The sequence below is a fragment of the Actinosynnema sp. NPDC023658 genome (assembly GCF_040639995.1).
Taxonomy (GTDB): domain Bacteria; phylum Actinomycetota; class Actinomycetes; order Mycobacteriales; family Pseudonocardiaceae; genus Actinosynnema.
In genome coordinates this window covers 1-10,559 of sequence record NZ_JBFAAX010000186.1, presented here as the reverse complement: position 1 = coordinate 10,559, position 10,559 = coordinate 1, and the positions used below count along the sequence as shown (strand labels likewise).

Sequence of the window (10,559 nt, the reverse complement as noted above, 5' to 3'; positions counted from 1 at the left end):
TCCGGCTTCGGGAGTCCGGCGGCGCGGCTCCGGCGGCTCGGCGGCCCGCGTCGGGCGGTCCGGCGGCGCGGGTGCGACGACCCGGCGGCGCGGCTTCCGCGACAACGTGATTGAACGCCCATTCAACGCTGTGGAGAAAATACGGTCGGACGCGCCGGCGAAACAAGAAGCGGCCTTCTCCGCGCCGTTGCGGAGAACTTCTTCGGGGTAACTATGCATCCACCGCCGATGTGTCCGTCCACCAACCGGGACGACACCACCCGCGGCCGCCCGCACGGTGGACCCCACCAGCGCGGACACGACGTGGATCCGGTTTCCGCGGCGGTCAAGGTGACCTTGGGCATAGGGGTTTGCGACCTGGTGGCGGAGAACGGCCTCCGCTACCGTTCGAGACGCTGTTCGACACCCGTGGTCGACTGCGGTGTGCCCCACGTCACCCGGAAAACAGGTGGCCGTGGGCCGCTCGCGCGCCGGCCGGCGACCATTCGACCGAGCGCGGTGCGACGATCGCCCGCCTCCGGGATCTTCACAGCACCGCTGTTAATGAGAATTCAAACATTCCACAGCGGACGGGGATTTGACGTCCGATTCGGTTAAATTCAGCACGGGAAACCCGATCGGCTGTACCGCGCCGGCGATTTCGCACGATAACGTCGCTCGCCTTGTCCCTGGGAGAACGGAGTGAAGATGCCTACGCCAGTCGTCGGACCGGAATCGCGGACGCGCGATCCCCGACGGATCGACGCGGGGGCCGACCCCTTCGCGGACGCATTGCGCGCGGCGATCCGCGCCAAAGGGCTCAGCCTGGAACGCATCCAGCACAAGCTGCGGGGGCGGGGCGTGGCGGTCAGCATCGCCGCGCTGAGCTACTGGCAGTCCGGTCGCAGGCGGCCGGAACGACCGGACTCGCTCACCGCCGTCGGCCACCTGGAGGAGATCCTCGACGTCGGTCCCGGCGGGTTGAGCTCGCTGCTCGGACCGCCTCGACCGCGCGGCAAGGCCCGGCCCCGCTCCCGCGTGTCCGGCCCGGAGGGCTGGGTCGGGGAGAGCGACTACGCGACCATCGCGGAGCTGCTGGCCGACGTCGACACCAGCACCGACCAGGACCTCACCCGGCTCAGCCTGCGCGACCAGGTGGAGCTCGCGATGGACGGCAGCACCCGCCGGGTGCGCTCGCGGCAGGTGCTGCGCGCCGAGCGCTCGGGCGTCGACCGGGTGCTGCTCGGCTACGACACCCGGCTGCCCGGCGACCCGCTGCCGGTGATCGGCACGCTGCGGTCGTGCCGACTGGGGCGGGTGTCCGCCGACCCGCGCAACGGCCTGATGGTCGCCGAACTGCTGCTGGACCGCCCCCTGCGGCGGGGCGAACGCACCGCCGTCGAGTACGAGCTGATCCACGTGGCGCCGCACCACCCGACGTTCGACAACACGCACTCGCGGCGCTTCCGCCACCCGGTCCGCGAGTACGTCCTGGAGGTCCGGTACGACTCGCGGTGCCGGCCCGCGCGTTGTGAACAATTCACGACCGGTTTGACCGGTGGGCAACCAACCGACGTACGCGAGACCCCGGTGGACACCTGGGGCTACGCGTACGCGGTCGCGCTCGACTTCGGTCCCGGCGTGGTCGGCTTGCGCTGGGAATGGGCCTGACTCAATAGGAGCGCGGCAACCTCAACGTGTGCTGCGCCACGAAGTTCAGGATCATTTCCCGGCTGACCGGGGCGATGCGGGACAACCGGGACGCGGCCAGCATGGCGCCGAGTCCGTACTCGGACGACAGCCCGTTGCCACCGTGGACCTGGATGGCCTGGTCCACCGCCCCCGCCACCGCCTCCCCCGCCGCGTACTTGGCCATGTTGGCCGCCTCACCAGCAGCCCGGTCCTCCCCAGCGTCGTAGAGAGCCGCGGCCTTCTGGGTCATCAGCCTCGCCAGCTCGACCTGGATCGCGCACTGCGCCAGCGGGTGCGCGATGCCCTGGTGCGCGCCGATGGGCGTGTCCCAGACGGTCCTGGTGCGGGCGTACTCGCTCGCCTGGTCGAGTGCGCGGCGGGCCATGCCGGTGGCGAAGGACGCCGCCATGATCCGCTCGGGGTTGAGCCCGGCGAACAGCTGGGCCAGACCGGCGTCCTCGGACCCGACCAGCGCGTCCAGCGGCAGGCGCACGTCGTCGAAGAAGCAGGTGAACTGCTTCTCGGGCGACACGACCTCCATCGGGATGTGCTGGCGGGTGAAGCCGGGGGCGTCCGTCGGCACGATCATCAGGGAGGGGAGCAGCCGCTGACCGGTGGCGTCCACGTGGCGGGCGACCACGAGCACGTGGTCGACCTCGTCCACCCCGGAGATGAACGACTTGCCGCCGCCGAGGACCCACTCGTCGCCGTCGCGGTGGATGGTGGTGGCGAGCTTGTGGGAGTTGGAGCCCGCGTCGGACTCGGTGATGGCGAAGGCCATCTTGGTGGTGCCGTCGGCGAACCCGGGCAACCACCGCCGCTTCTGCGCGGCCGTGCCGAAGCGGGAGATGATCGTGGCGCAGATGGCGGGCGAGACGACGGTCAGCAGCAGCGGGCAGCCGGCCCGGGCCAGCTCCTCGCACACGGCGGCCAGGTCCCCGATGCCGCCGCCACCGCCGCCGTACTCCTCGGGCACGGCCACGCCGAGGTAGCCGAGCGCGCCCGCCTCGGCCCACAGCTCGTCGGTCTTCTCCCCCGCCCGGGCCTTGGCGGTGAAGTACTCGTGGCCGTACTTGCCGGCGAGGTCCGCGACGGCCCGGCGCAGCGCCCGCCGCTCCTCGCTCTCGGTGAAGTTGATCGTCACTTCTCCCCCGTCCTCCCGGACCCGGTGATCGGGTCCTCGGTCACCACCGCGAGCACGTCGCCCGCGTCGACCTGCCGACCTGCCCGCACGAGCACTTCCGCGACCTCGCCGCCGGTGGCCGCCAGGACCCGGTGCTCCATCTTCATCGCCTCCAGCACCAGCAGCTCCTCGCCCGCTTCGACGCGCTGACCGGGCTCCACCGCGACCCGCACCACCGTGCCGGGCATCGGCGCGACGGTCGCGCCCTCGGTGACCGCGGCCCGCGGCTCGGGGAACCGGGGCCGCAGCTCCAACGACACCGGACCCACCTCCACCCGGTCCCCGTACACCGAGACGGGGTACGTGGTGCGCACGCCGTCGCGTTCGAGCGTGACCGCGTCCGGCGACGCGTCGACGACCGCGAGCCCCAGGCTCGTCTCCACGCCCGCGCGGGTGTGCCGGTAGTCGACCTCGACGGTGTCGTCGCCGTGGCCGAACACGACCCGCCGGGGCTGCGACGGCAGGTTGCGCCAGCCCAGCGGCAGCGCGGGCAGCGGCAGGCGCGACCGGCGCCGCTCGGCCAGTGCGAGGGCGGCGGCCAGCGCGGCGGGGCGCACGTCGACCGGCTCCGGGGTGGTGAGGCCGTGCGCGTCGAGGAAGCCGGTGTGCGTGTTGCCCGCCCCGAACTCAGGGTGCCGCAGGGTGCGGACGAGCAGGTCCCGGTTGGTGACCAGGCCGTGCAGCTCGGCGCGGTCCAGGGCGGCGGCCAGCTTGCGGATCGCCGCGTGCCGGGTGGGCGCCCAGGCGATCACCTTGGCCAGCATGGGGTCGTAGTGCACGCCCACCTCGCTGCCGTCCTCCACACCGCTGTCCACCCGCACGCCGTCCGGCACGGCGAACCGGTGCAGGGTGCCGCTCGCGGGCCGCCAGTCGTGCGCGGGGTCCTCGGCGTACAGGCGGGCCTCGACGGCGTGGCCGTTCGGCGCGGGCGGCTCGGCCGGCAGGCGGGCGCCCTCCGCGATGGCGAGCTGCCAGGCCACCAGGTCGACGCCGAACACCTCCTCGGTGACCGGGTGCTCGACCTGGAGGCGCGTGTTGACCTCGAGGAAGTGGAACGAGCCGTCGTCGGTGAACAGGAACTCGACCGTGCCCGCGCCGACGTACCCGATGGCGCGGGCGGCCTTCGTCGCCGCGTCGAACAGCCGCGCGCGGGACTGCGGCGTCACGGCCGGGCTCGGCGTCTCCTCGATGATCTTCTGGTGGCGGCGCTGGACGGAGCACTCCCGCTCGCCCAGCGCCCACACCGTGCCGTGCGCGTCGGCCAGCACCTGCACCTCGACGTGCCGCGCGTGCTCCAGCAGCGGTTCGCAGAACACCGTGCCGTCACCGAACGCCGACTCGGCCTCCCGGCGCGCGGCGGCCACCTGCCCGGCCAGCTCGGCGGCGGACCGCACCACCCGCATGCCCCGCCCGCCGCCGCCGGCGGACGCCTTGACCAGCAGGGGGAACGCGGTGGCCGTCCCGGGGTCGAGCTCCGGCAGCACGGGCACGCCCGCCGCGGCCATCCTCTTCTTCGCCGCGACCTTCGAGCCCATCGCCTCGATGGCCTCGGGGTCGGGGCCGACCCACGTCAGCCCGGCGTCGAGGACGGCACGGGCGAAGGAGGCGTTCTCGGACAGGAACCCGTAGCCGGGGTGCACCGCGTCCGCGCCGGCGGCGAGCGCGGCGGCCACCAGGGCGTCGGCACGCAGGTAGGTCTCGCCCGGGGTCGCGCCGGGCAGCCGCACCGCCGCGTCGGCCTCCCGCACGTGCGGCGAGCGCGCGTCGGGGTCGGAGAACACCGCGACCGGAGACACGCCGACCTCGCGGCACGTCCGGATCACCCGCCGGGCGATCTCGCCGCGGTTGGCGATCAACAACTTGCGGATCATCACGGCCTCACATCCGGAAGACGCCGTAGCCCTCGGCGCCCCCCACCGGTCCACTGTGGATAGCCGACAGGCACAGCCCGAGCACCGTGCGGGTGTCGCGCGGGTCGATCACGCCGTCGTCGTAGAGCCGCCCGGACAGGAAGGCGGCCACCGACTGCTGCTCGATCTGGCCCTCCACCATCTGCCGCATGGCCGCGTCGTGCTCCTCGTCGTAGTCCTGGCCCTTCGCGGTGGCGGCCTGCCGGGCCACGATCGACAGCACGCCCGCCAACTGCTTGGGCCCCATCACCGCCGACTTGGCGTTCGGCCAGGTGAAGAGGAACCGCGGGTCGTACGCCCGCCCGCACATGCCGTAGTTGCCCGCGCCGTAGGACGCGCCCATGACGACCGTCAGGTGCGGCACGCGGCTGTTCGACACCGCGTTGATCATCATCGCGCCGTGCTTGATGATGCCGCCCTGCTCGTACTGCGCGCCGACCATGTACCCGGTCGTGTTCTGCAGGAACAGCAGCGGCGTGTCGCTCGCGTTGGCCAGCTGGATGAACTGGGTGGCCTTCTGCGCCTCCTCGCTGAACAGCACGCCCCGCGCGTTGGCCAGCACGCCGATCGGGTAGCCGTGCAGGTCGGCCCACCCCGTCACCAGGCTGCCGCCGTAGCCGGGCTTGAACTCGTCGAACCGCGACCCGTCCACGATCCGGGCGATCACCTCGCGCGGGTCGAACGGCACGCGCAGGTCCGTCGGCACGAGCCCGAGCAGGTCCTCCTCGTCGTGCAGCGGCGGCTCCGAGGGCTTGGGCGGCGGCCCGAGCTTGCGCCGGTTGAGGCGGGCGACCACGCGCCGGGTCAACCGGATCGCGTCCACCTCGTCCTCGGCCACGAAGTCGGCCAGCCCGGACGTGGTGCCGTGCATCCGCGCGCCGCCCAGCGACTCGTCGTCGGACTCCTCGCCGGTGGCCATCTTCACCAGCGGCGGCCCACCGAGGAACACCTTCGAGCGCTCCTTGATCATCACCACGTAGTCGGACATGCCCGGCACGTACGCGCCGCCCGCGGTGGCGTTGCCGAACACCGTGCTGATCGTGGGGATGCCGGCCGCCGACAGCCTGGTCAGGTCGCGGAACGCCCGCCCGCCGGGGATGAAGATCTCGCTCTGGCTCGGCAGGTCCGCGCCGCCGGACTCGACCAGCCCGATCAGCGGCAGCCGGTTCTGCAACGCGATGTCGTTGGCGCGGAACGTCTTGCGCAACGTCCACGGGTTGCTCGCGCCGCCGCGCACGGTCGGGTCGTTGGCCACGATAACGCACTCGACGCCCTCGACCACGCCGATGCCGGTGACCACGCTCGCGCCCACCGGGTAGTCGGTGCCCCACGCGGCCAGCGGCGACAGCTCCAGGAACGGGCTGTCGGGGTCCACCAGCAGCTCGATCCGCTCGCGGGCCAACAGCTTGCCCCGCCGGTGGTGCCGCTCGGTGTACTTGGCGCCGCCGCCCGCGAGCGCCTTCGCCTGCTCGGCCTCCAGCTCGGAGAGCCGGGCCAGCAGCGCCTCGCGGTTCTCGGCGTACTCGGGCGACCGGCCGTCCACCGCCGTCCGCAACGTGGTCATGCCGTGTACCCCAATCGCCGTGCCGCCAGTTCCGCCATGACCTCGGTCGCGCCGCCCCCGATGCCGAGGATGCGCGCGTCCCGGTAGTGCCGCTCGACCTCGGTGTCGCGGAGGTAGCCCGCGCCGCCGTGCAGCTGGACGGCCGCGTCCACGACGAACGAGCACGCCTCCACGGCCGCGTTCTTCGCGAAGCACACCTGCGCGACGACTTCCTGCCCCTGCGACACCTTCACCGCCACCTCCCGCGCGTACGCGCGGACGACGTCGACGCGTTGCGCCATCTCCACCAGCCGGTGGCTCACGACCTGGCGCGCGATGAGCGGCTTGCCGAACGTCTCGCGCTGCCGCGCGTAGGCCACCGCCAGGTCCAGGCAGCGCTGCGCCGTCGCGTACGCCTGCACGGCCAACGAGATCCGCTCGACCTGGAACTGCCGCATGATCAGCCCGAACCCGGCGTTCTCGGCGCCGACGAGGTTGGCCGCGGGCACCCGTGCGTCCACGAAGGACAGCTCGGCGGTGTCCGAGCAGTGCCAGCCCATCTTCTCCAGCCTGCGGTCGACCGCGAAACCGGGTGTGCCCTTCTCGACGACCAGCAGGCTCACGCCCTGGTACCCGGGACCGCCGGTGCGCACGGCGGTGGTGACGAAGTCCGCCCGGTCGCCCGAGGTGATGAACGTCTTCGTCCCGTTCACCACGTAGGAGTCGCCGTCGCGATGCGCGGTGGTGCGCAGGGCCGCCACGTCCGAACCGCCACCCGGTTCGGTGATCGCGAGCGACCCGATCAGCTCACCCGCCAGCGCGGGCCGGACGAACCGGTCGATCAGGTCGCGGTTCCCCGAGTCGACGATGTGCGGCACCGCGATGCCGTGCGTGAGCAGCCCGGCGACGAGCCCCGACGAGCCACCCGCCTGGATCAGCTCCTCGGTGACCACGACGGTGTCGAGCAGGTCGCCCGCGCCGCCGACGTCCTCGGGGAACCCGATGGCCAGCAACCCGATCCCCGCGGCCGCGCGGTGCAGCGACCGGGGCAGCTCGCCCGCCCGCTCCCAGTCCGCCAGGTGCGGCACGACCTCCCGCTCGGTGAACCGCCGCACGGTGGCGCGCAGGTCGCGGCGCTCGGGCGTCTCGAACAGCTCGGACGTGGTGGTCACAGCAGCTCCTCCGGGACGTCGACGTGCCGGGAGCGCAGCCACTCACCCAACGCCTTGGCCTGCGGGTCGAAGCGGGTGGAGGAGGCCACGCCGTCGCCGAGCAGGCCGTGCAGCACGAAGTTCAGCGCCCTGAGGTTCGGCAGCTCGTACCGGTCGACCTCGCCCGCCTCGGGCAGCAGCTCCTTGAGCCGCTCGACGGTGAGCTCCGCGCGCAGCCACTCGTACCGGGCGTCGGTCCGCACCCACACGCCGAGGTTGGCGTCACCGCCCTTGTCGCCCGACCGCGCGCCGGCGATGGTGCCCAGCGGGACCCGACGCGACGCGCCCGTTCCCGGGGTGGCGCTCATACCTCCACCACCTCCCCGCCGGGCAGCACGGCCCGGTGCCGCACCGACGACCGCGGCACGTAGGCGGCCCGGTAGACGCCGAACGGCGTGCCGTCGCCGGGCGGCGCGGTGACGTGGAAGCCGGGGTAGGACGCCAGCGCCAGCTCGATGCCCGCACGCGAGAACGCCTTGGCCCGCTTGGGGTCCGCGGTCTTGATCGTGACGTGCAGCAGCGCGCTCGCCGTCTCCTCGGTGTCCGCGTCGGGGTGGTCGGTGCGGGCCAGCGACCACGTCAGGCCGTCGTCACCGACGGCCTGGTCGAGCTGGCGGCGGACCAGGTCGGCCTTGGCCTCGACGTCCAGCCCGGTGAGCACGAACGTGGCGGAGTTGCGGAACCCGCCCAGGGTGTTGAGGCAGACCTTCAGCGTGTCCGGCGGCGGCGAGCCCTTCACCCCCGAGATCCGCACGCCCCGCTCGTGGGGGTCGAGCCGGATCGTGTCGAAGTGGCTGACCACGTCCGGGCCGGGGTAGGCGGGCGGTCCGATCTCGTAGAGCAGCTGCGCGGTGACGGTGTCGACGGTGACCGCGCCGCCCGTGCCGTCGTGCTTGGTGATGACCGACGAGCCGTCGGCCTCGACCTCCGCGATCGGGAAACCCGGCCTGGTGGCGTCGATCGAGGTGAAGAACGAGTAGTTGCCGCCGGTGGCCTGCGTGCCGCACTCCAGCACGTGCCCGGCGACCGTCGCGCCGGCCAGCGCGTCCCAGTCCTCCCGTCCCCAGCCGAAGTGCGCGGCGGCCGGCCCGACGACCAGCGACGCGTCGGTGACGCGGCCGGTGACCACGACGTCCGCCCCGGCGTTCAGGCACTCCGCGATGCCCCACGCGCCGAGGTAGGCGTTCGCGGTCAACGCCTCGGGGAACCGGTCGCGCACGTCGTCACCGGTCACGCAGGCGACCTTCGCGCCGAGGCCGAGCCGGTCGATCGCCTCCGCCAGGCCCTCCGGGTTCAGCCCGCCCGCGTTGGAGACGATCTTCACGCCGCGCGCCAGCGCGTCGGCCAGGTTCTCCTCCAGCTGGCGCAGGAACGTGCGCGCGTAGCCGAGGCTCGCGTCCTTCGCCCGGTCGCGGCCCAGGATGAGCATGGTCAGCTCGGCCAGGTAGTCGCCGGTGAGCACGTCGAGGTCGCCGCCGGTCAGCATCTCGCGGACGGCGGAGAACCGGTCGCCGTAGAAGCCGGAGGCGTTGCCGATGCGGATCACGGCCGACCCTGCCCGCGACCCGGGCCGGGCGGACCGGCGAACGCCTGCGCGAGGGGCAGCCAGGCGGTCGCCGCGGGGCCGACCGCCGTGACCGCCAGGTCGTCGCGGTGCCGCCGCTGGGTGGCCAGCAGGCAGAAGTCCAGCGCGGGCCCGGAGACCCGGTCCTCCGCGTCCTCCGGACCCCACGCCCACCGCTCGCCGTCCGGCCCGACCAGCTCGACGCGGACCGGCACCTGCGGCGCCTCCAGCCCGTTGACCGCGAACGACCAGCCGAACGTGCGGACGGCGAGGTGCGCGACGTGCTTGAGCCGGTGGGTGGGCTCGCGGGTCACGCCGAGCGCGTCGGCGACGTCCTGGCCGTGCGCCCACGTCTCCATCAGCCGGGCGGTGGCCATCGACACCGCGCTCATCGGCGGCCCGAACCACGGCACCTTCACGCCCGGCGGCAGCGCGGTGAGGGCTTCGGCCAGCTCGGCGCGGCTCGCCCGCCACTGCGCCAGGGTGACCGGCTCGCGTGCGCCCTCGTCCACCATGTCCGGCCTGGCCCCCCGCAACGCCTCGGTGAACGCACCGGGGTCGCGGGCGGCCAGCGCGGCCAGGCGGTCGGTCCAGCGCAGGTGGCTGATCTGGTTGGCGATCGTCCAGCCCTCGGCGGGCGTGGGGACCGCCCAGTCGGGCAGCGGCGCGACCAGGTCGTCCAGCACCCGGCTCTCCGCGCGCAGGTCGTCCAGGAGTTCGGTGATCACAGCGATTCCTCCAGCATCCGCGCCCAGTGCCCGATGATCCGCTTGCGCCGCTTGCCGTCGTCGGTGAGCTGGTTGGCCAGGGCGAGGCCGCGCACCAGGTCGAGGGTGATCTGCACGGCCTCGCGGACGCCCGGCTTGCTCTCGTCGGCGTCCAGCAGCGCGACGGCCAGGCGGTGCGTCTCCCGGCCCAGGCGGGCCTCCAGCGGCACCACCACGGTCTTGAGGTCCGGGTCGGTCCGCGCGGCGACCCACAGTTCGAGGGCGGCGGTGAACAGGTCGCTGGCGTAGAAGTCCGCGATCAGCTCGACCACCGCGGTGATCCGGCCACCCGGCGTGCTGCCGTGCACCTGCTCGGCGCGCTCTTTGAGGTCGAGGACGCTCTCCGCGCCCAGGTGCTCGACCGCGGCGGCGACCAGTTCGCCGCGGGTGCGGAAGTGGTGCAGCTGGGCGCCGCGCGACACGCCCGCGCGCTCGGCCACGACCGTCGTCGTCGTGCCCGCCCAGCCGCGTTCGACCAGGCACTCGACGGTCGCCTCCATGAGCTTGCGCCGGGTCTCGCGGCTGCGGTCGGCCTGGCGCCTGCTCTCCCGCTGCCCGGTGTCGGTGGCCACGGGCCCAGTGTTCCGGGCCCCATAAAAAAACTGAAGACAGTTTTTTATTTGGGCGGGCCCTGGGGGGGCCCCCACCCCCCCCCCCCGGCCCAACTCGGGGAACAACCCAACCCCCCCGCGGTAACCACCAACTGCCCC

Annotated in this window: 7 protein-coding genes and 1 pseudogene; 1 reads left to right on the top strand and 7 read right to left on the bottom strand. The window is 73.1% G+C overall.

From position 1 onward, the window contains the following. Positions 1-687: 687 nt before the first annotated feature. Positions 688-1,650 carry a hypothetical protein gene (locus tag AB0G02_RS19895; protein ID WP_360796353.1) on the top strand — a complete coding sequence of 321 codons (963 nt, stop codon included), beginning with the start codon at positions 688-690 and terminating at the stop codon, positions 1,648-1,650. 1 nt (position 1,651) lies between these two features. Here AB0G02_RS19895 and AB0G02_RS19890 read toward each other — a convergent pair whose 3' ends face one another. The 7 genes and pseudogenes from AB0G02_RS19890 to AB0G02_RS19860 form a co-directional block, all read right to left on the bottom strand. Continuing rightward, entirely contained in the window at positions 1,652-2,809 is a 1,158-nt protein-coding gene (locus AB0G02_RS19890; protein ID WP_360796359.1) for an acyl-CoA dehydrogenase family protein, read from the bottom strand. 2 nt (positions 2,810-2,811) lie between these two features. Continuing rightward, on the bottom strand, positions 2,812-4,725 hold the full coding sequence (locus AB0G02_RS19885; protein WP_360796350.1) for a biotin carboxylase N-terminal domain-containing protein: 1,914 nt from the start codon (positions 4,723-4,725) through the stop codon (positions 2,812-2,814). A gap of 7 nt (positions 4,726-4,732) precedes the next feature. Further along, positions 4,733-6,328: a carboxyl transferase domain-containing protein gene (locus tag AB0G02_RS19880; protein WP_360796347.1), complete on the bottom strand. Its 1,596-nt coding sequence runs from the start codon at positions 6,326-6,328 to the stop codon at positions 4,733-4,735. After that, positions 6,325-7,479 carry an acyl-CoA dehydrogenase family protein gene (locus tag AB0G02_RS19875; RefSeq protein ID WP_360796344.1) on the bottom strand — a complete coding sequence of 385 codons (1,155 nt, stop codon included), beginning with the start codon at positions 7,477-7,479 and terminating at the stop codon, positions 6,325-6,327. Before AB0G02_RS19875 ends, AB0G02_RS19880 begins: the two co-directional genes overlap by 4 nt. Then, positions 7,476-9,004, bottom strand: a pseudogene (locus AB0G02_RS19870) (acyclic terpene utilization AtuA family protein). Before AB0G02_RS19870 ends, AB0G02_RS19875 begins: the two are co-directional and overlap by 4 nt. Before the next feature lie 56 nt (positions 9,005-9,060). Then, complete coding sequence (locus tag AB0G02_RS19865) at positions 9,061-9,816, bottom strand: TIGR03084 family metal-binding protein (protein ID WP_360796356.1); 756 nt, start codon at positions 9,814-9,816, stop codon at positions 9,061-9,063. After that, complete coding sequence (locus AB0G02_RS19860) at positions 9,807-10,421, bottom strand: TetR/AcrR family transcriptional regulator (RefSeq protein WP_360796341.1); 615 nt, start codon at positions 10,419-10,421, stop codon at positions 9,807-9,809. Before AB0G02_RS19860 ends, AB0G02_RS19865 begins: the two co-directional genes overlap by 10 nt. Positions 10,422-10,559 lie beyond the last annotated feature (138 nt).

Coding starts and splice junctions, on each gene's coding strand:
- AB0G02_RS19895 (WP_360796353.1), top strand. CDS start 688: ATGCCTACGCCAGTCGTCGGACCGGAATCGCGGACGCGCGATCCCCGA.
- AB0G02_RS19885 (WP_360796350.1), bottom strand. CDS start 4,725: ATGATCCGCAAGTTGTTGATCGCCAACCGCGGCGAGATCGCCCGGCGG.
- AB0G02_RS19880 (WP_360796347.1), bottom strand. CDS start 6,328: ATGACCACGTTGCGGACGGCGGTGGACGGCCGGTCGCCCGAGTACGCC.